The 24,968-nt window shown below is 61.3% G+C and carries 24 protein-coding genes; 12 read left to right on the top strand and 12 right to left on the bottom strand.

Annotated features, from left to right (window positions below; genetic code table 11):
- Nucleotides 1-395: 395 nt before the first annotated feature.
- The 6 genes from gltA (at nt 396) to glp (ending at nt 7,375) form a co-directional block, all read left to right on the top strand.
- Entirely contained in the window at nt 396-1,685 is a 1,290-nt protein-coding gene (gltA, locus tag C0V73_RS10935) for a citrate synthase (protein WP_102020019.1), read from the top strand.
- A 217-nt stretch (nt 1,686-1,902) separates the two neighbouring features.
- Nucleotides 1,903-3,792 (top strand): peptidylprolyl isomerase, encoded by a 1,890-nt coding sequence (locus tag C0V73_RS10930; protein ID WP_102020018.1) that lies wholly within the window; start codon nt 1,903-1,905, stop codon nt 3,790-3,792.
- Nucleotides 3,793-3,818: 26 nt separating this feature from the next.
- Complete coding sequence (trpD, locus tag C0V73_RS10925) at nt 3,819-4,841, top strand: anthranilate phosphoribosyltransferase (RefSeq protein ID WP_102020017.1); 1,023 nt, start codon at nt 3,819-3,821, stop codon at nt 4,839-4,841.
- Nucleotides 4,842-4,851: 10 nt separating this feature from the next.
- The gene (gene trpC, locus C0V73_RS10920; protein ID WP_102020016.1) at nt 4,852-5,667 is read left to right on the top strand and encodes an indole-3-glycerol phosphate synthase TrpC; all 816 of its coding nucleotides are present in this window, start codon (nt 4,852-4,854) and stop codon (nt 5,665-5,667) included.
- Nucleotides 5,664-6,161, top strand: coding sequence for a cyclic pyranopterin monophosphate synthase MoaC (moaC, locus tag C0V73_RS10915; RefSeq protein ID WP_102020015.1), 498 nt, complete (start codon nt 5,664-5,666; stop codon nt 6,159-6,161). Before trpC ends, moaC begins: the two co-directional genes overlap by 4 nt.
- Entirely contained in the window at nt 6,161-7,375 is a 1,215-nt protein-coding gene (glp, locus tag C0V73_RS10910) for a gephyrin-like molybdotransferase Glp (RefSeq protein ID WP_172450125.1), read from the top strand. Before moaC ends, glp begins: the two co-directional genes overlap by 1 nt.
- Before the next feature lie 87 nt (nt 7,376-7,462).
- Here glp and C0V73_RS10905 read toward each other — a convergent pair whose 3' ends face one another.
- From C0V73_RS10905 to C0V73_RS10890, 4 genes are all read right to left on the bottom strand, one after another.
- Nucleotides 7,463-9,100 (bottom strand): CTP synthase, encoded by a 1,638-nt coding sequence (locus C0V73_RS10905; RefSeq protein ID WP_280951005.1) that lies wholly within the window; start codon nt 9,098-9,100, stop codon nt 7,463-7,465.
- A gap of 134 nt (nt 9,101-9,234) precedes the next feature.
- The gene (secG, locus tag C0V73_RS10900; RefSeq protein ID WP_102020014.1) at nt 9,235-9,642 is read right to left on the bottom strand and encodes a preprotein translocase subunit SecG; all 408 of its coding nucleotides are present in this window, start codon (nt 9,640-9,642) and stop codon (nt 9,235-9,237) included.
- A 108-nt stretch (nt 9,643-9,750) separates the two neighbouring features.
- The gene (gene tpiA / locus C0V73_RS10895) at nt 9,751-10,521 is read right to left on the bottom strand and encodes a triose-phosphate isomerase (protein WP_102020013.1); all 771 of its coding nucleotides are present in this window, start codon (nt 10,519-10,521) and stop codon (nt 9,751-9,753) included.
- 146 nt (nt 10,522-10,667) lie between these two features.
- The gene (locus C0V73_RS10890; protein WP_102020012.1) at nt 10,668-11,549 is read right to left on the bottom strand and encodes an alpha/beta fold hydrolase; all 882 of its coding nucleotides are present in this window, start codon (nt 11,547-11,549) and stop codon (nt 10,668-10,670) included.
- A gap of 217 nt (nt 11,550-11,766) precedes the next feature.
- Here C0V73_RS10890 and parE point away from each other — a divergent pair, with 217 nt between their 5' ends.
- From parE to C0V73_RS10875, 3 genes are all read left to right on the top strand, one after another.
- Nucleotides 11,767-13,821 (top strand): DNA topoisomerase IV subunit B, encoded by a 2,055-nt coding sequence (gene parE / locus C0V73_RS10885; RefSeq protein ID WP_102020011.1) that lies wholly within the window; start codon nt 11,767-11,769, stop codon nt 13,819-13,821.
- 91 nt (nt 13,822-13,912) lie between these two features.
- The gene (locus C0V73_RS10880) at nt 13,913-15,118 is read left to right on the top strand and encodes an AI-2E family transporter (RefSeq protein ID WP_102020351.1); all 1,206 of its coding nucleotides are present in this window, start codon (nt 13,913-13,915) and stop codon (nt 15,116-15,118) included.
- 132 nt (nt 15,119-15,250) lie between these two features.
- Entirely contained in the window at nt 15,251-15,670 is a 420-nt protein-coding gene (locus tag C0V73_RS10875; RefSeq protein ID WP_102020010.1) for a hypothetical protein, read from the top strand.
- Between the two features lie 5 nt (nt 15,671-15,675).
- On the opposite strand, the gene C0V73_RS10870 is transcribed toward C0V73_RS10875, so the two are convergent.
- The 3 genes from C0V73_RS10870 to C0V73_RS10860 all read right to left on the bottom strand — a co-directional run bounded on the left by C0V73_RS10870 (nt 15,676) and on the right by C0V73_RS10860 (nt 18,156).
- Complete coding sequence (locus C0V73_RS10870) at nt 15,676-16,815, bottom strand: DUF2336 domain-containing protein (protein ID WP_102020350.1); 1,140 nt, start codon at nt 16,813-16,815, stop codon at nt 15,676-15,678.
- Between the two features lie 148 nt (nt 16,816-16,963).
- Nucleotides 16,964-17,572, bottom strand: a complete 609-nt coding sequence (locus C0V73_RS10865; protein ID WP_102020009.1) for a flavin reductase family protein — start codon at nt 17,570-17,572, stop codon at nt 16,964-16,966.
- Nucleotides 17,572-18,156, bottom strand: coding sequence for a nitroreductase (locus C0V73_RS10860; RefSeq protein WP_102020349.1), 585 nt, complete (start codon nt 18,154-18,156; stop codon nt 17,572-17,574). The genes C0V73_RS10865 and C0V73_RS10860 overlap by 1 nt, the downstream gene beginning before the upstream one ends.
- A gap of 110 nt (nt 18,157-18,266) precedes the next feature.
- Here C0V73_RS10860 and C0V73_RS10855 point away from each other — a divergent pair, with 110 nt between their 5' ends.
- On the top strand, nt 18,267-19,220 hold the full coding sequence (locus C0V73_RS10855) for a hypothetical protein (protein WP_102020008.1): 954 nt from the start codon (nt 18,267-18,269) through the stop codon (nt 19,218-19,220).
- A 4-nt stretch (nt 19,221-19,224) separates the two neighbouring features.
- On the opposite strand, the gene C0V73_RS10850 is transcribed toward C0V73_RS10855, so the two are convergent.
- The 5 genes from C0V73_RS10850 to C0V73_RS10830 form a co-directional block, all read right to left on the bottom strand.
- Nucleotides 19,225-20,064, bottom strand: coding sequence for a lysophospholipid acyltransferase family protein (locus C0V73_RS10850; protein WP_102020007.1), 840 nt, complete (start codon nt 20,062-20,064; stop codon nt 19,225-19,227).
- A 97-nt stretch (nt 20,065-20,161) separates the two neighbouring features.
- A complete protein-coding gene (gene thrS, locus C0V73_RS10845; RefSeq protein ID WP_102020006.1) occupies nt 20,162-22,159 on the bottom strand; it encodes a threonine--tRNA ligase in 1,998 nt (665 codons plus the stop codon).
- Nucleotides 22,160-22,274: 115 nt separating this feature from the next.
- Entirely contained in the window at nt 22,275-22,703 is a 429-nt protein-coding gene (locus tag C0V73_RS10840) for a DUF2267 domain-containing protein (RefSeq protein ID WP_102020005.1), read from the bottom strand.
- Nucleotides 22,704-22,769: 66 nt separating this feature from the next.
- A complete protein-coding gene (yidD, locus tag C0V73_RS10835; RefSeq protein ID WP_102020004.1) occupies nt 22,770-23,138 on the bottom strand; it encodes a membrane protein insertion efficiency factor YidD in 369 nt (122 codons plus the stop codon).
- Nucleotides 23,139-23,140: 2 nt separating this feature from the next.
- Nucleotides 23,141-23,587 (bottom strand): iron-sulfur cluster assembly scaffold protein, encoded by a 447-nt coding sequence (locus C0V73_RS10830; RefSeq protein ID WP_102020003.1) that lies wholly within the window; start codon nt 23,585-23,587, stop codon nt 23,141-23,143.
- Nucleotides 23,588-23,856: 269 nt separating this feature from the next.
- Here C0V73_RS10830 and folE point away from each other — a divergent pair, with 269 nt between their 5' ends.
- Nucleotides 23,857-24,462, top strand: coding sequence for a GTP cyclohydrolase I FolE (gene folE, locus C0V73_RS10825; protein WP_102020002.1), 606 nt, complete (start codon nt 23,857-23,859; stop codon nt 24,460-24,462).
- 15 nt (nt 24,463-24,477) lie between these two features.
- Entirely contained in the window at nt 24,478-24,930 is a 453-nt protein-coding gene (hisI, locus tag C0V73_RS10820) for a phosphoribosyl-AMP cyclohydrolase (protein WP_102020001.1), read from the top strand.
- The last annotated feature ends 38 nt before the right edge of the window (nt 24,931-24,968 follow it).

Below are 24,968 nucleotides of genomic sequence, written 5' to 3'. Positions count from 1 at the left end.
AACTAAGGCTCCGGATGCTGTGGGACGATGCGCTGGCAGTTGATCGATGGCACGCGGCAGGTCCCTGCGGGCTGGCGTTTCGCCGGGCCCTGCATGTCCTACCCCCTGTCTTTCTGCCACGTCGACCATTCGGTTCGTCCGAGCGAAGCCACCCCATCCGGGCACAGGATAGGCGAAAAGCAGGAGCAATCATAGCGTGCGCAAAGTGGCGATTTTGCCGCCTATCCGGGCTTTAAACGATTAGGACCGATCGGTTCGATTGTTGCCGTTTTCGCGACGCACAATTTGCCCTTTGGATAGCTTGGCATTAACTTCGGTATCATATAGCTACATCGACACGCTTAACCGATGGCGGCTTTTTTGAGACGCCTTCCCGCCAATACCGGAGGATCAGCATGACGGACAAAAGCGCTTCTTTGAAACTCGGGGACAAGACGGTCGACCTGAGCGTCAAGGCCGGCACGATCGGCCCAGACGTTATCGACATCGCGGCCCTGTACAAGCACACGGGCACGTTCACCTACGATCCGGGCTTTACGTCCACGGCCTCCTGCGAATCCAAGATCACCTATATCGATGGCGACGAAGGCACGCTGCTGCATCGCGGTTACCCGATCGAACAGCTGGCGGAAAAGGGCGACTTCCTGGAAGTCTGCTACCTGCTTCTTTACGGCGAACTGCCGACGGCAGCGCAGAAAAAGGACTTCGACTATCGCGTGACGCACCACACCATGGTGCACGAGCAGATGAGCAAATTCTTCTCCGGCTATCGCCGTGACGCCCACCCGATGGCGGTCATGGTCGGCACGGTCGGCGCGCTCTCCGCCTTCTATCACGACTCGACCGATATCACCGATCCGCATCAGCGCATGGTCGCCTCGCTGCGCATGATCGCGAAGATGCCGACGATCGCTGCGATGGCATACAAGTATCACATCGGCCAGCCCTTCGTTTATCCGAAGAACGATCTGGATTACGCCTCGAACTTCCTGCGCATGTGCTTTGCCGTGCCTTGCGAAGAATACCAGGTCAATCCGGTTCTGGCGCGCGCCATGGACCGCATCTTCATCCTGCATGCCGATCACGAGCAGAATGCGTCGACCTCGACCGTGCGTCTCGCCGGCTCGTCGGGCGCCAATCCGTTCGCCTGCATCGCGGCCGGTATTGCTTGCCTCTGGGGCCCCGCTCATGGTGGCGCCAACGAAGCAGCCCTCAACATGCTGATGGAAATCGGCTCGGTTGATCGTATTCCGGAGTACATCGCCAAGGCCAAGGACAAGAACGACCCGTTCCGTCTCATGGGCTTCGGTCACCGTGTGTACAAGAACTATGACCCGCGCGCGAAGATCATGCAGAAGACCATGTACGAGGTCCTAGAAGCGACCGGTCACGGCGACGACCCGCTGATGAAGGTGGCGCTTGAGCTCGAGAAGATCGCGCTCAACGATCCCTACTTCATCGAGAAGAAGCTCTACCCGAACGTCGACTTCTACTCCGGCATCACACTGCGTGCGCTCGGCTTCCCGACGACGATGTTCACCGTTCTCTTCGCGCTCGCCCGCACCGTCGGGTGGATCGCACAGTGGAACGAGATGATCGAAGATCCGCAGCAGCGTATCGGCCGTCCGCGCCAGCTCTACACCGGCGCCCCGCAGCGCGACTACAAGGCGCTCTCGGAACGCTGAGACGCCTACATCGCAATCTTTGGAGAAGGCCGGCTCAGTCCGGCCTTCTTTCGTTTCAGCTGACGCCTTTGCGCCCAGGACAGTCGGATGCGATCAAACTCACCGTGATGGCTGCGCATTTCGCCGCTCTATGCCTTCATTTCCCGAAAGCTTTGTTCTAAGGAAGTCAACCTGCTTCGTCCCGGACGAAGGTTTACAATGAGGTTCATGCGTCCCGATGCTCGTCATTCTGCGAAAAGCTTCCCAAACAATCTTTGCCAAGATCTTGCTTCTCTTGCTCGTCGTTTCCTTCGGCGTGTGGGGCGTTTCGGCATCCCTGTTCAGCAACACGTCGGACACCGTTGTTGCCGTGGGTGATCAGACTGTGTCGTCCAGTGACTTTGCTTTCGCCTATCAGCGGCAGGTCTCGGATATGAGCAGCCGGTTTGGAATGCAGCTTACTACAGAGCAGGCCCGTGCCTTCGGCATCGAGTCCCAGGTGTTTTCGCAGCTTGCAGCGGGTGCCGCTCTCGACCAGCTTGCCTCGGACATGAATCTCGGTCTGTCACAGGATCGCCTTGCCCAGCTGATCGCCGATGATCCGGCGTTCAAGAACGCAGCCGGAAGCTTCGACCGCGCGCTATTCTCGTCGCGCCTTCGCAATGCGGGGCTGAGAGAAGACGACTATATCCAGGAGCGCTCGCGTGTCGCGATCCGCAGCCAGATCGTCGATGCGACCGCAGACGGCTTCGTTGCGCCGAAGGTGCTTGTCGATGCGCTGAAGGCCTATCGCTACGAAAACCGCGACATCAACTACCTGCTGCTGACCAACGCCAATATCGAACCGGTCAAGGCGCCCGACGATGCAACGCTTGCCGCCTGGTTCGAGACGACCAAGTCGGGCTACCGCGCGCCGGAATATCGCAGCTTCAACTATGTAAAGCTGGAGCCGGCCGACATCGCCGACACGGCATCGATCACAGACGAGCAGATCCGCGAAGACTATGAGCGCCGCAAGGCGACCTACGAGATCGCCGGCACGCGCACGATCGAACAGCTTTCCTTCGAGAACCGTGAAATGGCCGAGGCCGCCCTGCAGGAACTGCAGAACGGCACCAGCTTCGACCAACTGGTCACCGACCAGGGCAAGACCGCCGGCGACGTGCTGCTTGGTGACTTTACCCGTGACCGCCTTCCCGACCCGGCTCTCGCCGACGCGGCCTTTGCCGTCACGGCCGAAGGCGGCACCACCGCAGTGGTCGATGGAGCTCTCGGTCCGGTCATACTGCGCATCACCAATATCAAGGAAGGTCGCACCCAAAGCCTCGACGAGGTCCGTGAAGAAATCCGTGCGGCGCTTGCCGAATCTGCCGCGATCGCGGACATCACCACCGTGCATGACCAGTTCGAAGACCTGCGTGCAGGCGGCTCGACGCTGAAGGAAGCGGCGGAGCAGCTGAAGCTCCAGTCCTCGTCCGTCACCGATATCGATCGCCGCGGCCTTGATAACCGCGAGACGGAAGTTGCCGGCATTCCAGAGCGTGACAAGCTGCTGACCGAAGTGTTCCGCACCGATGTCGGCGTCGAGGCACTGCCGGTCAATCTGGGCAGCAACGGCTTCATCTGGTTCGAAGTCACCGACATCAAGGCCGAGCGCGATCGCGAACTGGCCGAAGTGCGCGAAAAGGCCGTGACCGACTGGACGGCGGAACAGCAGCGCATTGCGCTCGGCGCCAAGGCCGAAAGCCTGCGCAAGCGCATCGCTGATGGCGGCAAGCTGGAAGAGATTGCCACCGAACTCGGGCTTGCGGTTGAAAGCAAGGCAGGCATCACCCGCCGCAGCGATGACGCCGTTCTCGGCACGACAGCGATCACTTCCGCTTTCTCCGGCCCCCAGGGCACGGTGGCGACGGCTTCGGGTGCAGACCCGTCCACGCAGATCCTCCTGACGGTCACTGCCGTTCGCGATCAGCCGACCGGCGGCGTGCCGCTCAACGAAGACGAGCAGATCGCACAGGTCGCCAATGCGGCCGGTGACGACATTCTCGATCAGATGGTCGGCCAGTTGCAGTCGGAATATGGCGTGACGATCAATCAGGCGCTGGCCCAGCAGGCCATCGTCCGGTAAGCGCCAGCCAGCGGGGGAGCTGCACAATGTCCGGGTTGAAACCCTTCATCGCCAAGATCGCCACGCGCCAGCCGCTCACGCGGCAGGAAGCGAGCGACGCCTTCGAGATCCTGATGTCGGGCGAAGCCAGCATGGCGCAGGTCGGCGGCTTCCTCATGGCCTTGCGCGTGCGCGGCGAGACCGTCGACGAGATCGCCGGCGCGGTTTCGATCATGCGGCAGAAGATGGTGCCGGTGGATGCGCCTGCCGATGCGATCGACATCGTCGGAACCGGCGGCGACGGCACCAATACCTATAACATCTCGACGCTCGCCGCGATCATCGTGGCGGGTGCCGGCGTTCCCGTCGCCAAACACGGCAATCGCGCGCTGAGCTCGAAATCGGGCACCGCCGATGCGCTCTCGCAGCTCGGCGTGAAGCTCGATATCGAGCCGGACCTCATCGGTCGCTGCATCCGCGAGGCCGGGATCGGCTTCATGTTTGCGCAGCTGCATCATCCTGCGATGCGCCATGTCGGCCCTGCCCGCGTCGAGCTGGGTGCCCGCACGATCTTCAACATCGTAGGACCCCTGTCGAGCCCTGCCCGGGTCAAGAAGCAGCTCTTTGGCGTCTACTCGCCCGAGTGGCTGGTGCCCGGAGCGGAAGCTCTGCGCGACCTCGGCCTGACCAGCGCTTGGGTTGTCCATGGCAGCGGCCTGGACGAGATCACGACGACCGGTCCGTCTCTGGTGGCGGCATTGAAAGACGGCGAAATCACCACCTTCGAGCTAACGCCTTCCGATTTCGGCGTGGAAACCGTCACGCTTGACGCCATCCGTGGCGGTGACGGCGCGGTGAATGCGGCAGCGCTGCGTGATGTGCTTGGCGGTGCGAAGACGCCTTATCGCGACGTCGCGCTTTGCAATGCAGCTGCCTCGCTGATCGTCGCCGGCAAGGCGAAGGATGTGGCCGAGGGCATGCATCTCGCTAGCCAGTCGCTGGACGGTGGTGGTGCTGCACGAGCGCTCGAAACGCTGATTGCCATTTCCAATTCCGCCACTCAGGGCTAAGCTTGCGACCATGACCGATATCCTGAAGCGCATAGAGACCTACAAGCGGGAAGAAATCTCGGCAGCGAAAGCCGCCGTTTCGCTTTCCGAACTCAAGGACCGGATTGCCGGTCAGGAAGCGCCACGCGGTTTCCACCGCGCGCTGGTTCGCGCCCGCGACGAGGGCCGTTTCGGCCTGATCGCCGAGATCAAGAAGGCGAGCCCTTCGAAGGGCCTTATCCGTCCGGATTTCGATCCGCCGTCGCTGGCGGCTGCTTATGAAGCCGGCGGCGCTGCCTGCCTCTCCGTGCTGACCGACACCCCAAGCTTCCAGGGCGCACCGGAGTTCCTGACAGCGGCCCGTAAGGCCTGCGCTCTTCCGGCGCTCCGCAAGGACTTCATGTTCGACGCCTATCAGGTTTACGAGGCCCGCGCCTGGGGTGGCGACTGCATCCTGCTGATCATGGCATCGCTCTCGGACGGCGAAGCGGCTGAACTCGAAGCGGTCGCCTTTGAGCTGGGAATGGACGTGCTCGTCGAAGTGCATGATGCCGAAGAGATGGAACGGGCATTGAAGCTTAGGTCACCGCTGGTCGGGATCAACAACCGCAATCTGCGCACCTTCGAGGTCAGCCTAACGGTCAGCGAAGAACTCGCTTCCATGGTTCCGGCAGATCGGCTGCTGGTCGGTGAAAGCGGCATCTTCACCTACGAAGATTGTCAGCGGCTGGAGAAATCCGGCATCTCGACCTTCCTCGTCGGCGAGAGCCTGATGCGCAAGGACGACGTCGCCTCTGCCACCCGTACGCTTCTGACCGGCAAGACCGGCGCTCTGGCGGCCGAATGACAGCCGGGTCCGGCGGACTGACGCATATCGGCGCCTCCGGCGAGGCCCATATGGTGGATGTCTCGGCCAAGGATGACACGGTCCGTATCGCGGTTGCCGAAGGCTTTGTGCGGATGAACCCCGCGACACTTGCGACTGTTATCGCAGGCAATGCCAAAAAGGGCGACGTGATCGGTACGGCTCGGATCGCCGGCATCATGGCCGCCAAGCAGACCAGCAACCTCATTCCGCTTTGCCATCCTCTGATGCTCTCGAAGGTTACCGTCGACATCACGGAGGATGCCGACCTCCCAGGACTTCGGGTCGAAGCGACCGTGAAGCTGACGGGCAAGACTGGCGTCGAGATGGAAGCGCTGACGGCCGTTTCCGTGACCTGCCTGACGATCTACGACATGGCGAAAGCCATCGACAAGACGATGGAAATCGGCGGTATCCGCGTGATGGAAAAGAGTGGCGGCAAGTCGGGCGATTTTCGCCATCCGGAGCGAAGCTGATGTCGCTGCTGCCGGTCGAGGACGCGCTGGCGCGGCTTCTGGCTGCAGCCCAACCGGTCGGCGACAAAGAAGAGCTATCCCTTCATGAGGCCAATGGGCGCGTGCTGGCGGGCGACCTGACCGCCCGCCTGACCCAGCCGCCCTTCAATGCGTCGGCCATGGACGGTTATGCGCTTCGGGCTGAGGATGCGACCGAGATTGGATCAGTGCTTACCGTCATCGGCGAATCGGCAGCCGGGCATGGTTTCTCGGGGACGGTCGGTGCAGGGCAGGCTGTGCGCATCTTTACCGGAGCGCCCGTGCCAGATGGCGCCGACAGCATCCTCCTGCAGGAAGATGCTGAGAAGCTGGATGACGGGCGTATCTGCACCCAGTTTGTGGTTACCCATGGCCGTCATATTCGCCCGCGAGGCCAGGATTTTGCGGAAGGCGATGTGGCCCTTTCGGCCGGGCTCTCCCTCGACTTTACCCATCTGACGCTGGCCGCGGCCATGAATCACGCGACAGTGCCCGTTTATCGCCGCCCCAGGATAGCGATCCTCGCCACCGGTGACGAACTGATGCCTCCCGGCGGCCAGCCCAGCCCAAGCCAGATCATCGGCTCAAACACCTTCGGTATCGCGGCGCTTGCCCGTGATAATGGCGCCGAGGTGATCGATCTCGGCATCGTGCCAGACAATCGCGACCTGTTGCGCGAAGCGGTGGAGCGGGCGCGCGCCCTCGGTGTCGAAGTGCTCGTCACGCTGGGTGGCGCCTCCGTTGGCGACCACGACCTTGTCCAGTCGACGCTGGTTGCGGCCGGGATGGAGCTCGATTTCTGGCGGATCGCCATGCGTCCGGGCAAACCCCTGATGGTTGGCCGGCTTGGCGAAATGCAGGTGCTTGGTCTTCCCGGCAATCCGGTGTCGAGCCTTGTCTGCGGGCTTCTGTTCCTTGAGCCGCTTCTTTGCCACCTCGGACATCGAAAGACGCCACGACGCATGGCCATGGCGAGGCTACAGGCCGCCCTGCCCGCCAACGACAAGCGGCAGGACTATGTTCGTGCGCGGCTGAGTGAAACCAGCGACGACATGCCTGTGGTCGAAAGCTTCGGCAAGCAGGACTCCTCGATGATGCGGATCTTTTCGCAGTCAGACTGCCTGATTGTGCGTCCGCCCAACGCGCCGGCAGTCGAGGCGGGTGACACAGTGCCAGTCCTCTTGCTGCGTCCATAACTGCAAGCCAAGCTACCCGCGCAATAGCCCAGAATGAAAAGACCCGGCACATGGCCGGGTCTCTGAAGGTCTGTCTGCAGTTCGTCCTCAGACGAGGCGGCTCTGTTCCAGTGCCGCACCGATGAAGCTTGCAAAGAGCGGATGCGGGTCGAGCGGCCGGGACTTCAGCTCCGGATGGTACTGGACGCCGATGAACCACGGATGGTCAGGGTACTCAACCGTTTCCGGCAGTAGGCCGTCCGGCGACATGCCGGAGAAAACGAGACCACAAGATTCAAGGCGATCCTTGTAGTCGACGTTGACTTCGTAGCGATGGCGGTGCCGTTCGGAGATGTCCGCCGAGCCATAGATCTCGGAGATCTTGGTGCCCTTCTTCAGCGAGGCCTTATAGGCGCCGAGACGCATGGTGCCGCCGAGATCGCCGACAGCCGAACGCTTCTCGAGCTCGTTGCCCTTCATCCATTCCGTCATCAGGCCAACGACCGGTTCTTCGGTCTTGCCGAATTCGGTCGAAGAGGCGTTCTCGATGCCGGCGAGGTTACGTGCGGCTTCAACGACCGCCATCTGCATGCCGAAGCAGATGCCGAAATACGGCACCTTGCGCTCGCGGGCGAACTGGGCGGCCAGGATCTTGCCTTCCGAACCACGCTCGCCGAAGCCGCCGGGCACGAGGATGCCGTTGACCTTTTCCAGCCACGGCGACGGATCTTCCTTTTCGAAGATCTCGGACTCGATCCATTCCAGCTTGACCTTGACCCGGTTGGCGATGCCGCCGTGGTAGAGGGCTTCGATCAGCGACTTGTAGGCGTCCTTGAGGCCCGTGTACTTGCCGACGATCGCGATCGTGACTTCGCCTTCCGGGGTACGGATGCGGTTGCACACCTCTTCCCAGGCATCCAGGCGCGGCTTGGGTGCCGGCTCGATGCCGAAGGCGGCCAGAACCTCGTTGTCGAGGCCTTCCTTGTGGTAGGCCATGGGGACGTCGTAGATGTTGGCGACGTCGAGAGCCTGGATCACGGCGCTTTCACGCACGTTGCAGAACAGCGAGAGCTTGCGGCGCTCGGCCTGCGGGATCTCGCGATCGGCGCGAACGAGCAGAATGTCGGGATGAATACCGAGCGCCTGCAGTTCCTTGACGGAATGCTGGGTCGGCTTGGTCTTTAGCTCGCCGGCTGCCGGAATGTAAGGCATCAGGGTCAGGTGAACGTATACGGCGGTGCCGCGCGGCAGGTCGTTGCCGAGCTGACGGATCGCTTCCATGAAGGGCATGGCTTCGATGTCACCGACGGTGCCGCCGATCTCGCAGATGACGAAGTCGTAGTCGTCATTGCCCTCGATGACGAAATCCTTGATCTCGTTCGTGACGTGCGGAATGACCTGTACGGTCGCGCCAAGATAATCGCCGCGGCGTTCCTTGTCGATGATGTTCTTGTAGATACGACCGGTGGTGATGTTGTCGGTCTTGGTGGCCGAGCGCCCGGTAAAACGCTCATAGTGGCCGAGGTCGAGGTCGGTTTCGGCACCGTCATCGGTGACGAAGACTTCGCCGTGCTGAGTCGGGCTCATGGTGCCCGGGTCAACGTTGAGATAGGGGTCCAGCTTGCGCAGACGCACGCGGTAACCCCGTGCCTGCAACAATGCTCCGAGTGCCGCGGCCGCAATTCCTTTACCGAGAGAGGAAACCACGCCGCCAGTGATGAATACATATCGCGCCATGGGCTTCACCGGATACCGTTTCAGATTCGATTCCGCCAGCCCCAATCGGGCTTGTCCCACATTTTTCGTGTGGAGTGGCGGAATTCAGACAAAAGAAAACCGGCGGACCCTTGAGCCCGCCGGAGTGATGGATGTCGTTCCGATCAGTTGTTCGGAACGGCGTTGGGGTCTGCTGCCGGGGCCGGCGTTGCCGGAGCCGCAGGCGTAGACGCTGCAGGCGCCGTCGTCGACGGCTGGGCCGGAGCTGCCGGAAGCTGGTCGAGAACACTGCCGCCGCCCTGGGTCGTGCCGTTGCCAGCCGGGATGCGATCCAGAATGTCGGTCGGGCGGGATTCGTAACGCGCAAGGATGCCAAGCGCCAGCGAGATGACGAAGAAGAGCGTCGCCAGGATCGCCGTCGTGCGGGTCAGGGCATTGGCCGTGCCACGCGCAGACATGAAGCCCGATCCGCCGCCGATGCCCAGACCGCCGCCTTCCGACCGCTGGATGAGAACGACGCCGATCAGTGCGACGACGACCATGAGGTAAATTACGAGCAATACGGTCTGCATGGAATGTCCATCCTGCCCAACAGGGGCAAAATCAATGAGGTTGGCGGCTCTTTACATGAGAGGAACGGGCAATGAAACCCCCTCTCCCGCATTTCAGGGCTTTGCCCTTCAGGCGGTGAGTTCCTCGTAGACCCGGTATATGGCGAGGAAATCCGCAGCCTTCAAGCTCGCGCCGCCGATCAGGGCACCGTCGACGTTGTCGACGGCCATGAGTTCCCGGGCGTTCGAGGGCTTGACCGATCCGCCATACAGAATGCGCATTTTCTGGCCTTCAGCGCCGAAGCGCTTGACGAGTTCGGATCGCAGGAAGGCATGGGCTTCGGCAACATCAGCCGTGGTCGGGGTCAAGCCGGTGCCAATAGCCCAGACGGGTTCATAGGCGATGACCGTGCGCTCGGACTTCGCCCCATCCGGAACGGAGCCGGCGAGCTGACGCTTGAGAATATCGAGGGTCTGGCCAGACTTGCGCTCGTCTGCGGTCTCACCGATGCAGATGACGGCGGTCAAGTCGGCGGCGTAGGCTGCTTCTGCCTTGGCACGCACCAGATGGTCGGTCTCGGCATGATCGGTGCGGCGCTCGGAATGGCCGACGATTACATGCGTTCCGAAGCAATCTGCGATCATCTCGGCAGACAGATCGCCGGTGTGGGCGCCCGAAGCGTTCTGGTGGCAATCCTGGGCACCGATTTCGAGAGCGCTGTCGGTGCAAAGCGCGGTTGCGACATAGAGGAGGGTCGCCGGCGGGCAGATCAGGCTATCCACCTTTTCCGCGAGCGGTCCCTGGACACCTTCAGCGATGGCCTTGATCTGATCGAGCGAAGCTCGTGTGCCGTTCATTTTCCAATTGCCCGCAACGAGCGGACGAACTTCCGGTGTCATGTCGCCTAAACCCCTATTTCGCTTCTGCGAAGTAGCAAATCTGAGCCCGGAAGGAAAGATTGCGGAGCGTGATTGGCTCGTTAATCGGGCGACATGGTGAAAATCTGGCCGGATGAAGCCTCTAAAGGCAGCAAAGCAGGAAGACCCTAGCGGATCAGCCAGTTGAGCATGGCACGCCAGTCGGACATCCGCACCGGCGTGCCGTGGGAGCCGGTTTCGAACAGGGTGAACCGGGCGGGCTGCCCCGCGGCTCTAAGCTTTTGATAGATGGCCAGCTGATCGTTGGCCGCATAGACGCTGTCGCGGCTGCCATGGGTGAACCAGATCGGAAGCCGGGCTTTGGCGGCCGCACTTTTCGGCAAGGCGGGATCCGGCGCGCCGCCGAGGATCGCCATACCCGACAGTTTCGCCACCGTCTGCGCGTCGCGCGAGATACCCCAGCAGATGAAGCTGCCCATGGACGCGCAGGCGAGGACGACGGGCTTGCCGCCGGATTGCGCCGAGGCGTGGTCGATCAAAGCGGCGATGTCCGCTACGCCCTTTTCGTCAAAGCTCCTGACCGAGGGGGCGTAATAGGTGCCGCCATTTTCGGCCGCCAGATTCTTCAGGCGATTGAAGTTGCCACCGAAGCTGATGTCGTTCAGCCCGAGGCGACGGTCACCGCCCCGCCCGTGGATGAAGATCACCGTGAAGGCCTGCGCCTGATCGAGACCGACCCTACCCACCTCCAGCGGTCCGGTGGACAGTGGCAGCGTCTGGTTTTCCTGAACACGGCGCACCTTGAGGGAAACGTAGCGATCCTTCACCCGCCGCTCGGGAACGCTGTCGCGGCCATTGATGTCGCGCATCTCGTCATAGTCGACGATCGTGAAGTCACCGCCATCCCTCGTTTCAAGCACGTTCTGCGCCGAAAACAGGTCGTCCTTGAAGGGACCTACAGCCTGCGCATGGGCACTGGCCAGAAACAGAAACGGAAAGAGAACGCAGGAAATCGCCGCAGTGCGTAAATGAGCTGTGGACATCTGCATGGAAGATGGGTTTCCTCTCGGCTCACGCTTGCCTTCGCGAAATGCGCCACGCAAAGCTGGCCCGAATTCAACATGCGCCGGCTCTATGGCCCTTCGCGCCTGCCCTGCCTTTCTGGCACAATCCGACCGATTCGCAGATGCGACTGGCCTGGTGCGGCGGCTTTCTGAAGGTGCCGCAGACCCGGCATCAAACAGCAACAGAGTATCGAACGACGCCATGGACGACAACGATCTCTTTTCCGGCATGCCGCTCGCCCAGAAGGTCGAAGCGGAAACTGTGACAGCGCCTACCCCTGCCCCCGCACCTGTTGCGCGGCCGGCCGCCCCTGCTTCGAATGCGGGTGCCGAGGAATACGGCGCTTCCTCTATCCGGGTTCTCGAAGGCCTCGAACCGGTGCGCATGCGTCCCGGCATGTATATCGGCGGCACGGACGAGAAGGCGCTGCATCATCTGTTTGCCGAAGTCATCGACAACTCGATGGACGAAGCGGTGGCCGGCCACGCCAACTTCATCGACGTGCATCTCGACACCCAGGGCTTCCTGACGGTCACCGACAATGGTCGCGGCATTCCCGTCGAACTGCATCCGCAGGTTCCCGGCAAGTCGACACTCGAAGTGATCATGACCAAGCTGCATGCCGGCGGCAAATTCGACGGCAAGGCCTATGAGACATCGGGCGGTCTGCACGGCGTCGGTGTCTCCGTCGTCAACGCGCTCTCCGACCTGCTCGAAGTCGAAGTCGCCCGCAATCGCAAACTCTATCGCCAGACCTTCTCGCGCGGCGTGCCGCAGGGCGGGCTGGAAGAACTGGGCGAAGTGCACAACCGCCGTGGAACGCGCGTGCGCTTCCATCCTGATCCGCAGATCTTCGGCGACCATGCGAAATTCGATCCCGGTCGGATCTTCCGCATGGCGCGGTCCAAGGCCTATCTCTTCGGCGGCGTTGAAATCCGGTGGTCCTGCGATCCGGGCATGGTGCCGGAAGGCGGCGACATCCCGGAAAAGGCGGTCTTCCACTTCCCCGGCGGCCTCAAGGACTATCTTGCCGCCACGCTCGGCAAGGAATTTACCGTCACCCGCGAGATCTTTGCCGGCAAGACCGAAAAGACCGGTGGCCATGGCGCGATGGAATGGGCTGTCACCTGGTATGGCGGCGACCCGGCTCTGCATTCCTATTGCAACACCATCCCGACGCCCGAAGGCGGCACGCATGAGGCCGGTCTGCGCATTGCGCTGACCAAGGGCCTCAAGAATTACGCTGAACTGACCCAGAACAAGCGCGCCAAAGAAATCACCACCGACGACGTGATGATTTCTGCTGTCGGCATGCTGTCGGTTTTCATCCGTGAGCCTGAGTTCGTCGGACAGACCAAGGACAAGCTCGCGACCGTCGAGGCCCAGCGTCTTGTCGAGAACGTGCTGCGCGACCCCTTCGACCACTATCTCGCCGACAATCCCAACGAAGCGGCAAAGCTGCTCGACTGGGTGATCGAGCGCGCGGAAGAGCGCCTGCGCCGCCGCAAGGAGAAGGAAGTCAACCGCAAGACCGCCGTTCGCAAGCTTCGCCTGCCCGGCAAGTTGGCCGACTGCTCGCAGAACACAGCCGAAGGTGCTGAACTGTTCATCGTCGAAGGTGACTCGGCTGGTGGCTCCGCTAAGCAGGCGCGCAATCGATCCAACCAGGCGATCCTGCCGCTGCGCGGCAAGATCCTCAACGTCGGCTCGGCGAGCCGCGAAAAACTGATGGCCAACCAGCAGATCGCCGATCTCATCCAGGCGCTCGGCTGCGGTACACGGACGAAATATCGCGACGAGGATCTCCGCTATGAGCGCGTGATCGTCATGACCGATGCCGACGTCGACGGTGCTCATATCGCATCACTGCTGATCACCTTCTTCTACCAGGAAATGCCGGAACTGATCCGCGGCAACCACCTCTATCTCGCCGTGCCGCCGCTCTACGTCATCCGCCAGGGTGCAAAGACCGTCTATGCCCGCGACGACGCCCATCGCGCCGAGCTGATGGAGACGGTGTTCAAGGGCAAGAAGGTCGAGATCGGTCGCTTCAAAGGCCTTGGCGAAATGATGCCGGCGCAGCTCAAGGAAACGACCATGGATCCGGCAAAGCGCACGCTTCTGCGGGTCGGCATCGATGATGTCGACTTCGAAGGCACGCGCGATGCGGTGGATGCCCTGATGGGCACCAAGCCCGAGGCGCGTTTCCGCTTCATTCAGGAGCGTGCGGCCTTCGCGGAGAACCTCGACATCTGAGCGTCGGGCGTCAGACGCCCGCCGCCGCCCGCTTGTTTCCCGATCCAGAATGCTCCATATGCAGGGCAGTTTTAACGGGACACTTCAGATTGTGAGCCAGGCTGATATTCAGACCCCGTCGAAAGGGCCGCGTTGGCTCGGTCAGGCAACGGCAAACCGCATCGCATTGATCACGCCGATCTCGGTGGCGCGCTGGCTGCTGGTACTGATCGGTATTGCGGCCATCTATTTCTTCCACGGATTTCTGGTGCCGGTGCTGGCATCACTGGTCATCGCTTTTGCCAGCTGGCCACTCTACCGACGACTGCTTGACCGGATCGGCGGTAACACGACCTTGGGCGCGACACTCGCCCTCTTGTTCATCCTGACCTTCCTGATCGTGCCGATCGGCGTTGCGATCTCCTATGCTGTCGAGGAAATCCGCCAATGGATCACCTGGGCCGTCGAGGCGAACACCACGGGTGCGCCGCCTCCGGCTTGGATCTCGGCACTGCCGCGTGTGGGCGAGTGGCTAGCGGCGAAGTGGACTGAACATATCGGCCAGCCTGGCGCGATCGGAGAACTCATCCAGATCGTTAGCGGCGCCAATATCGGCAATATCTACCGCGCCGTCATTGCGGCAGGTGACGGCATCTTCCATCTGTTGCTGACACTGCTTTTCATGCTGATCGCGCTTTTCTTCGTCTATCGCGATGGAGCGAATTTTGCACGCCAGCTCGACCTGCTCGGCGAGCGTATTCTGCCGAACCGTTGGGAGCGGATCTCACGCGTGGTGCCGGCCACCATCAGCTCCACCGTGACCGGCATGACTCTGATTGCCATCGGCGAGGGCATTATTCTCGGAATTGCCTATTGGCTGGCCGGTGTCCCCTCGCCTGTCACACTTGGCGTCATCACGGGCGTGATGGCGCTCATTCCAGGCGGTGCGCCGCTGTCCTTCACGCTGGTCTCGATCTACCTCGTCGCGAGTGGCGCGATGATCGAAGGCGTTGCTCTGTTCATCTGGGGCTCGGTCGAGCTCTTCATCGTCGACAAGACGGTTCGGCCACGTCTCGTTGGCGGTCCGATCAAGCTGCCGTTCCTGCCGACCTTCTTCGGTCTCGTCGGTGGCGTGAAGACCATGGGCTTCCTCGGTCTGTTCATTGGTCCGGTGCTGATGGCACTGCTCGTGTCGATCTGGCGCGAATGGATCCGTGAAGTCGAGCTTGCCGACGATGTTGTTCCGGACGAAGCGCAAGGGGAGCTGGATTTTGTCGCGGAACCCGCCGTTGAAAACCGCATGGTTTCCGCAGGCTAGCGCCTCATCGGCGATTGTCGATGTCAAGAAAACGGTGCGCTCACTCTTCAAGAGCGCACCCGGTAACGCCTTGCTTTGGCTCCAATCCTCTGTTTCGTCTAGCGCACCAAACATCCTGCCGGGAGCCCCGCGATGAAGACTGCTCTGATCATGATGACGATCCTCGGCTGCGACGACAGCGTCAGCCAGTGCGAATTCGTCGAGACGCCATCAGAGCGCTTCGTCTCCATCGAACTCTGCAATGCGGCATCGGAAGAGGTCCTGGGGCGCTATACCAATATCGGCTACCCAACCGCTGTGGCTGTCTGCCAGATGCCGCCTCCAGAAATTACGGAAGCTCTTGCAGCACAGGCCCCGTTGCAGCCGGGTGATAGCGCTACCTCTCCGGCTGTCCAACCGACAGAAGAGCAAGAGAAGACATTGAAGGACCGGGCGATCGATGCCGTACGCGAGGTTCTGCCCGGCAAGGCGGCAATCAAGATGATCTTCGAAAAGCCGATTCACGTCGTGTCTGAGAGCTATTCCTGGGTCGCGAAAAAGATAACGCCTTGATCTGATCAGGCTGCAGCCAGCGCAAAGCCACTGGCATAGTCCCGCGCCAATCTCCGCTCCTCTGCGATCGCGATCCGCTCGATCATGTCGATCAGCACGCGGGCCGAATCGCTGAGGTCACGGGCGTCTCGATAGCGTGCGACGAGCCGGTGCGCGATATGGTCGAGATCGAAACCATCTGCCGACTGGATGAGCGTGCGCCAGAGCATCACGGCATCAACGAAAAGCGGGCTGACATCCCGTGAGAGACCCGAGGATTCCAGCAGAGCCCGCACCGCATGAAAGCGGCCAGTCGCCAGAATGGAACGCACCCGCCGCTCATCCAGACCGGAAATTGCAACGATGGACGACGAGAAGAAGTCGGTGCGGCCGGCGCAGAGCGCATGCATCAGGAAGGCTGGGGTCAGACGACCGGCGCCGCGAAGCTGGTCTGTGAGGCGCGACAGTTCTTCACCATGCACGTCAGCCAGCAGCGCGATCGTTGCGCAGTCTCCGGCTTCCCGGGCAATGCGCTCGATCCGCCGGGTGCCTATGGCGCCGATCACCAGGCCTGAACCCGCAAGCGCATCGGCGACGAACTGCACCAGGAGCTGGCGAACGCCGCTTGTCAGATCGTCACGCTCAAGCAGAAGCGCCCGGATGCGCTCGCTATGGCCGTGGCGCTCTGCAATGCGGCGGAGCGTGAAGGCAGTGAGGCGTGCACGGGGATTTTCTAGCAGGACTTCGAGTTCTGCAGCATCTCCGATCTCGGCAAGCGCTGCAGCGACGCCGATACTGACGTCGTTTCGGGCTGCGATCAGCGCGCGGGTCTCAACGGTACCGCGGCCTGCGATATCCACGAGATCTGCATCGGAGAGAACCGGCGAATGGAGAATAACCGATGAGGCGATCTCTGGCTGGTCTTCGGCAAGCGACACCATCAGGGCGCGGGGCGCCCTAGCCTCTTGTGCAAGAACGTCGGCCAGTGCGAGGCGCACCTGCGGGGCGGGATCGTCCAGAAGATAGGTCATGGCCATCTGGGCTGCATGACGTTCTTCCGGGGCCATCTCGGACTTCAGGTAAGCCCGAGCCAGAGCGTTCGCCGCACGAGCCCGCTCCTGCGATTTCGCCGTCTCGACCCATTTGAGAAAAGCTGCAACGATCAAAGTCGAACCCACTCGCCACCTGTGCACACCCAAAACATTCGCTATCTCGGACACTAGGTTCAAAGTGTTTAAGAAACGTTCACCACGTTCATTAACCTCCTCCCGAAACCCCTGATATCTACGGGTCTGAGAGGAGGCACAGCACGCGCTAGCCTCGCTGGCCGGGACGCTTCAGCTCGAAGACCGGGCCCATACCGGCATAATCCATGTAGCCCAGCCTCATGATCGGATCTGCGAAGGCAAGATCGAATCGCCCGTCACGGATCACGCCATCAGCGATATGGATACCAACCACCTGGCCGAAGACTGCGTGACTGTCGGTCTCGTTTCCATCCATGTCTGGCAGGGTCAGGACCTTGGTCACCCGGCATTCGAGTGCGGCAACGGCTTCACCGACATAGGGCGCGTCGATGAGCCGGCCAGGCGCTGCTGTGACGCCTGCGAGCGCGAACTCGTCCGTCTCATAGGGTACAGCGGCCGAGGAGGCGTTCATCTGATCGATGAGCTTGCGGCTGACAAAGCTGGCGGTGAAGACCCGCGTCTCCTCGACATTGCGCAGACTGTCTTTGCGACCGCTCGACGAAAACATCACCATTTTCGGGCGATCTCCGACGGCATTGAAGAAGGAATAGGGCGACAGATTGTGGCTGCCGTCCCTGCCCTTCGTGCCGATCCAGCCGATCGGCCGGGGCGCCACGATCGCCTTGAAGGGATCGTGCGCCATGCCATGCGCATTCGATTCGGTTTCGTAGAACATCAATCCTCACCACCGTGCCAGGAGACGACATCCTCCAGGGCCGGACGCGGGCGCTCGACGATCGGGAATTCCGTCGAGCCGATATGGATGAAGCCCGCAACCTTCTCGCCTGGCTTTACGCCGAGGAGCGGATAGGCGCGTTCGTCGAAGGCAAACCATTCGGAGAGCCAGTTGGAGACGTAACCATGGGCATTGGCGGCCATCAGCAGGTTGAGGCAAACGGCGCCGGCCGACATGACCTGTTCCCATTCTGGGATCTTCGCATGCGGGGCGGCCGTCGAGATGACGCCGATGACCACGGGCGCGCGGGTGAACCGGGTACGCTCGACCTTGATCATCTCCTCAGACAGCGCCGGGTTCTTCTCCAGTGCCATTGCCAGAAGTTCCTCGCCAATGCGCGCACGCTCCTCGCCTCGATAGACGATGAAGCGCCAGGGAGCGATCTTGCCATGATCGGGAACGCGCACCGCGAGCGACAGAATCGACTCAATTTCACTCTTGTCCGGGCCGGGCTCGCACATCTGAAATGCGGGCACGGAACGACGAACTGCGAGATAATCGAGCAGTTTGATATCTTTTTTCATTATCTTGATGCCTTCATAGTCCTTGGGCGCGTCGGCAGGTCTTGAAATTGCCATGCGGTTCGGTTTGAAGTTGCCGGCATTGGGAAGGAAGTCAACACACAGTGCATCGCATGTCCCACCAACCTGTTGTCATCCGGCTGCTGCTCGGGCTTCTCGTGGCCTCTGCCGCGACCGTGCCGGCTTTTGCACAGGACGCCTTCGAAACCTTCAAGCAGCTCAACGGCTCCACCAAGATGCCGAAGCTGAAGGCTTTCTCGGCGCCGGGCATCGGCGCGATTGCCAATGTGACCCAGGGGCGCAGCGTAAAGCTTGACGCCAAGCTGACGAATGAAGGCGAGCCCATGCAGCATGGGTTGTCCTGGCGTGTCTTCAGCCCCATTCCCGGCGCCGATGGCAAGCTGCCATTGCTGGCCAGCGCGGAAGGTGGTTCCGCAGCCTTTCAGCTTGCTCCTGGCGACTACTTCGTCAACGTGTCCTTCGGTCGAGCAGGCGCCACCAAGAAGCTCAGCGTCCCGGTAGAAGGTGATATCGCCGACCAGTTTCTGGTGCTGGATGCCGGCGGCATGTCGCTCAATGCGATCTCGGGCACGGATACACATATCCCGGACAAACAGCTCAGCTTCGACATCTATTCGTCGGAAGTCCGCGAGGATGGCGAGCGCGGTCTGGTGCTCTCCGACGTCAAGCCCAACACAATCGTGCGCCTGAATGCCGGGACCTATCATGTCGTCTCGGAATATGGTGCGATCAACGCCGTGGTGCGGGCGGATATCACCGTTGAGGCGGGCGAGCTGACCGAGGCGACGATCCAGCACCGTGCGTCTCAGGTCGGGCTGAAACTCGTGTCCGAAGAGGGCGGTGAGGCAATTGCCGATACTGCGTGGTCGGTGCTCACGTCAGGCGGCGACATCGTCGCGGAAAGTGTCAGCGCCTTCCCCGTGATGGTTCTCGCCGAAGGTCAGTATACGGCCGTGGCGCGCAATAAGGACAAGATCTTCCAGAGGGACTTCGAGGTGAAGGCCGGCACCAACATGGATGTCGAACTGATGCTCGACCAGTCCTGACGATTCAAGCTGCCCGACGGAACTTCCGACGCTCTACCGGCGCCATGCTGAACACTGCACCGAAGAGACGCGCAAGCAGATCCTTGCGGTCGGCATGGGTGCTCAGCTCTTCCCAGGGAATCATCACACCAACACGTGCCCGGATGGTCGAGCCGGACAGGCGACGGAACTCACGGATCAGCAGCGAGACACGCAGCGTCAGCGAGATCTTGCTGGCGAGATGGAAGAGACGGCCGTTCTGTCCTTCGAAGAAGACAGGCACGACATTGGCCTTCGCGGCCTGAATGAGCTTGGCGGGGAACATCTTCCAGGGCAAATCCTCAGCGCGGCCGAATCCCTTCTTCGCTGTCGCCACGCCACCTGCCGGGAAAATCACGACGGTGACGCCCTCCTTCAACAGCCGAAGCGCCTCGTGGCGGGTCTGCATGTTGAGCGCGAGCGCTTCCTTTGTCTCCTCGAAGGAGACAGGCAAGGAGTAAGGCGCCATTTCCGGCACCTTCAGGAGTTCGTTGTTGATGAGGACCCGGAACGGGCGGCCGAGTTGCTCGGCAAGCGCCAGAACTGCAATGCCGTCACCGATGCCGAACGGGTGGTTAGCAACAATCACGATCGGACCGTCCGGGATGTTTTCCGGCGGCCAGGTTCCCTCAACCTTCAGATCGACGTGGATGAGGTCCAGCATCTTGCCGAAGACCCGGTCGGTCTTGCCGACGATGTCGTTGCGCCAGATCTCGTAGAGCCTGGTGAAACGATCGCGACCGGAGAGCCCTTCGATCGAGCGGATGAACCACCGCTTCAGCTTCGGGTCGCGTTCGTTGGCATAAGACAGTTCTTTGAATTTCACGCTGGAGCTCCAGGTGGACGGAAGATCATCGTTCCGTCATATGCCAATTCGATGACAGGCGTCTGACAGGGCGGTGACGCCCTGCCAGACTTTTCGCTCAGACCTTGCGGTTCGCCAGCTTGCGCTTGACATCAGGCGGTGTGGCTTCACCGGCCAGTACCGCCACGGCTTCAACGAGCGGCATGGACACCTGCTCCTGCGAACCCAGGCGACGGATGTTGACGGTCTTTTCTTCCGCCTCACGCTTGCCGCAGACGATGATCACCGGAACCTTGGTCACGGAATGCTCGCGGACCTTGTAGTTGATCTTCTCGTTGCGGAAATCCGTCTCGACCTGAAGGCCGGCATCACGCAGCTGCTCGGCGACTTCGCGACCATAGTCGTCGGCATCGGACGTGATCGTGGCGACGACGACCTGCAGCGGTGCGAACCACAGCGGCATGTGGCCGGCGAAGTTCTCGATCAGGATGCCGAGGAAACGCTCCATCGAGCCGCAGATGGCGCGATGGATCATGACCGGCTGCTTCTTCTCCGACTTGTCGTCGATGTAGAAGGCGCCAAATCGTTCCGGCAGGTTGAAGTCGACCTGCGTCGTGCCGCACTGCCACTCACGGCCGATGGCATCGCGCAGGGTGTATTCGAACTTCGGACCGTAGAAGGCGCCCTCACCCGGCAGAATGCCGGTCTTGATGCGGCCGCCGGACTGTTCCTCGATCTGCTTCAAGACCTCCATCATCACGCTTTCGGCGCGATCCCAGAGATCATCGGAACCGACGCGCTTTTCCGGGCGGGTCGAGAGCTTGACGACGATTTCGCCGAAGCCGAAGTCCTCATAGACCGAAAGGATCAGGTCGTTGATGCGCAGGCATTCCGCCGCCATCTGCTCTTCCGTGCAGAAGACGTGAGCATCGTCCTGGGTGAAGCCGCGAACGCGCATCAGGCCGTGCAAGGCGCCGGAGGCTTCATAGCGGTGAACATTGCCGAACTCGGCGAGGCGGACCGGCAGCTCGCGATAGGACTTCAGGCCGTGCTTGAAGATCTGCACGTGGCCCGGGCAGTTCATCGGCTTCAGCGCGAAGATCTTCTGGTCGGCTTCCTCGTCATCCGGATGCGTAAAGGCATGCGCGGATTTCACCGCGAACATGTTCTCCTGGTACCAGCCCCAGTGACCCGACGTTTCCCACAGCGACTTGTCGAGCACCTGCGGCGCGTTGACTTCCTGATAGGTGCCGTCGAGGCGGCGGCGCATGTAGGAGGTCAGCGTCTGGAACATGCGCCAACCCTTGCCATGCCAGAAGACGACGCCCGGGCCTTCTTCCTGGAAATGGAACAGGTCCATTTCGCGGCCGAGCTTGCGGTGGTCGCGCTTTTCGGCTTCGGCGAGAATGTGCAGGTAGCGATCCAGGTCTTCCTGTTCGGCAAAGGCAGTGCCGTAGATGCGGCTCAGCATGGCGTTGTTGCTATCACCACGCCAGTAGGCGCCGGCAACCTTCATCAGCTTGAAGGCCATGCCGATCTGACCAGTAGACGCCATATGCGGTCCACGGCAAAGGTCGAACCAGTCGCCTTGATAGTAGATCTTCAGATCCTGGTCTGCCGGGATCGCGTCGACGAGTTCGACCTTGTACTTCTCACCCTTGGAGGCAAAAACTTCCTTGGCCTTGTCGCGCGACCAGACTTCCTTGGTGAAAGGTTTGTTGCGCTGGATGATCTCCTTCATGCGCTTCTCGATCTTCGGCAGATCGTCCGGCGTAAAGGGCTCTTCCTTGGCGAAGTCGTAATAGAAGCCGTTCTCGATCACTGGACCGATAGTTACCTGCGTACCGGGCCAGAGCTCCTGCACGGCCTCAGCCATCACGTGGGCGGCGTCATGCCGAATAAGTTCGAGCGCACGCGGATCGGTGCGGGTGACGATCTCAATCTTGCCCTCGACGATGGGGTCTGAGAGGTCGCGCACCGTGCCATCGAGCGCAATCGCGACGGCCTTCTTTGCGAGCGACTTGGAAATCGATTCAGCGACTTGCGCGCCAGTCGTGCCGGCAGCGTATTCGCGGATAGAACCATCGGGGAAAGTGAGAGATACGGAAGCGGACATGCTATGTCTCCTGATCCAGTCCCGCCAACGAATGCGGGTGGTGAAAGGGGCGGGTTGGATCCCGCGATTTACCGGCGCTCCTTAGGACGAAAGCACTGCTGAGTAAAGGATCTTGCTATCCCTGCCCCATGAACCAGAAGTTCCGGGCCTCGGGCGGCAGTTGGCTGAGGACCCTTTCGAAGGTCGCCCGATCCACATGTCGGCGAAGGACGACAGTCACGTCCTCCAAAGCCGTTTCCGTCGAGAGATTGTGCTCATGGCGGAAGGCTCGCACTTCCTTCATCAGCGCATCGCGGTCAACGAAGGGCTTTACAGGCGCTTCGACATCCCAATCGCTCACGAAGATGGCGCGCAAGACGGGCGGCAGGACATTGGCGAAGGCTATCGCCTGCCCGACCGTCAGCCGGTGCCGAAAGACCTGCAGCACCGCCTGCAACATGGTGTAGGCCTGGTGCGAGGTCTGGATCATCGACGTTGCGACAAGGTCCTTCATGAAGGCGTCGAAGTCGGCGGAAGCCTGGCGATATTCGAGCGGCATCGGCATGCGTCGTCTCCGCAATGATTCGTGCAGCCGATCTTACTGCGAGGCCTGGGATTGGTTGAACCCTTATCAACCGAGCTTCTTGCGGCCGAAGGTCCAGAGACGCCAGGGCGCATACCACGCAAAGCGCTGCTCCAAGATCTCGGGAACCGGATCCGGTCCCCAAGTGCCGCCGGGCCCGCAGCGGACGACGCGAAACAGCGTTAACCAGCCACCCGACCACAGACCATGCCGGGCGACGGCTTCATAGCCGTATTCCGAGCAGGTCGGCATGTGACGGCAGGAGCTACCGACGAGGCTGGAGAAGGTGAGTTGGTAGAAGCGGATGAACCCCATGCCAAGCAGTCGGCCCGGCGTCTTGCGGAAGGGCCCGGACCAGTTCCGGCCACGCGGGCGAAGATCGTCCGGACCATGCCCACAGTTGGGGGCATTGCACATGATCAGCTCGCCTCGGCAGCCACGGCCTGGTGCTCGATCTGGTCGAGACAGTCGACCACGGCGTCAAAGGTCAGCATGGTGGAGGCATGGCGGGCCTTGTAGTCACGCACGGGTTTGAGGAAACGCATGTCTTCGAACCGACCGGAGGGTCCCTCGCCGTTCTCCTTGAGCATGGCAAGCATCTCCTGCCTTGCCTGACGGAGCTCCGCCGCAGTTGCTCCCACCACATGGCGGGCCATGATTCCGGAAGAGGCCTGCCCCAGCGCACAGGCCTTCACCTCATGAGCGAAGTCAGTGACCACGCCGCCTTCGACATTGAGGTAGACTTTCACGCGGGAGCCGCAAAGCTTCGAATGTTTTTCCGATACGGCCTGCGCATCGGGAAGCGTGCCGATGCGGCCGATATTGCCGGCAAACTCGAGGATCTTGGTGTTGTAGATGTCGTCCATGGTCAATCCACTCTGGCGCCTCTCCCGTATATAGGGATTGGCTGCTACATTGTCGCCGCCATCATGTCGCAGCCTCGGCCTTTATATCGTTTTCGTCGCCCACTATATCCAAGGGACTGGCACAGGACAAACGCAAGCCGACCCTTAAGGTTCGATCTTCTCACCGCAAACAGCGACAACGGACTTGCATTATGAGCCGCATTACGCATTTACAATCCGGCAAAGCCAAACCAGCGGCCCGTCTCGAACGGGACCGGGAGACCAAGGCCATGGACGCCATCGTCACGAAACTGACCACAGAAGCGCCGCGCCCGACGCGCGAAGAGGCCGAACAGGCAGTTCGGACGCTTCTGCTATGGGCCGGAGACGATCCGGAGCGCGAGGGCTTGCTCGACACCCCGGCGCGTGTCGCCAAGGCCTATGGCGAACTGTTCTCGGGCTATGCAGCCGATATCGAGGACGTGCTTGGGCGCACCTTCGAAGAAGTCGGCGGCTATGACGACATGGTTCTGGTGCGCGACATTTCCTTCTTCTCGCATTGCGAACACCACATGCTGCCGGTGATGGGCAAGGCCCATGTCGCCTATTTGCCGAAGGGCCGCGTTCTTGGCCTTTCCAAGATCGCGCGTGTCGTCGATGTCTTCGCCAAGCGCCTGCAGACGCAGGAGAACATGACGGCCCAGATCGCGCATGCGATCGACGAGACGCTGCAACCACGCGGGGTTGCGGTTTTCCTCGAGGCCGAGCATATGTGCATGGCCATGCGCGGGATCCAGAAGACAGGATCCACGACGCTCACCACAACCTTCACAGGCGCTTTCAAGGACAATGCCGCCGAGCAGGCGCACTTCATGTCCATGGTTCGCAGCCGCTAAGCCCGCGAGTACCCCATGTCCGGTTTCGTTTTCGACGCACCCTCCGCGGACAAGAAGATCCTCGAAGAGGGCCTCTCCTTCACGCCCAAATTCGACGACCACGGCCTTGTCACGGCGGTGGTTACGGATGCGCGCGACGGCGAACTGCTCATGGTGGCGCATATGAACGCCGAAGCGATCGCCTTGACCCTGGAGACCGGGATCGGCCACTATTTCAGCCGCTCGCGCGGCAAGATCTGGAAGAAGGGCGAAAGCTCGGGCAACCTCCAGACCGTCAAGGAAATGCGCGTCGATTGCGACCAGGATGCCATCTGGCTCAAGGTGGAAGTCGCCGGGCATGACGCGACCTGCCATACGGGTCGTCGCTCCTGCTTCTACCGCTCCGCCCAGACAGTTGATGGCAAGCCGTCACTGACCATTGCCGACGATCATCGCCATTTCGATCCGGATCACGTCTACGGCCACTGAGCGCCTTCCCGCATAACGAAATCGTAAGCAGACGGTGT

The organism is Rhizobium sp. TH135 (assembly GCF_002855515.1).
Lineage (GTDB): Bacteria > Pseudomonadota > Alphaproteobacteria > Rhizobiales > Rhizobiaceae > Allorhizobium.
The sequence above is the reverse complement of the archived record's forward strand: the minus strand, read 5'-3'. Positions and strand labels throughout refer to the sequence as shown.